The sequence below is a fragment of the Microbacterium sp. PF5 genome (assembly GCF_004794315.1).
Taxonomy (GTDB): domain Bacteria; phylum Actinomycetota; class Actinomycetes; order Actinomycetales; family Microbacteriaceae; genus Microbacterium; species Microbacterium sufflavum.
The window spans coordinates 1-283 of sequence record NZ_SSDQ01000058.1; the positions used below are offsets into that span (position 1 = coordinate 1).

1 protein-coding gene is annotated in these 283 nt (G+C 39.9%); it reads right to left on the reverse strand.

Going from position 1 to position 283, the window contains the following annotated elements; genetic code table 11:
• On the reverse strand, nucleotides 1–283 hold a 283-nt coding region (locus DW297_RS03900; RefSeq protein WP_205828224.1), incomplete at both ends, for a hypothetical protein.

Here is a 283-nt window from a genome sequence, read left to right on the forward strand (position 1 = left end):
TAAATACCTGTCCACCTGGTTTTTTACTATTACCAACAGAAGCGAATCCGCTGTTTTGCTCGGCTTCCCATTGAACATCGCTCATCGATATACGAGCTACATAATCGCTATTTTCATCAAGAAGACCTATTTCCACACGTCCCATTTGATCCCAATGATGACTATTAATACGTACATAGGCTTGCATGATGAAATCCTGTAAAGGTCCTTGTGGAATATTCTTTTTGGCTATGCAACCATGCCATCCTTTTACTGTAGGTTCACCTAGATATTCAGCCATAAA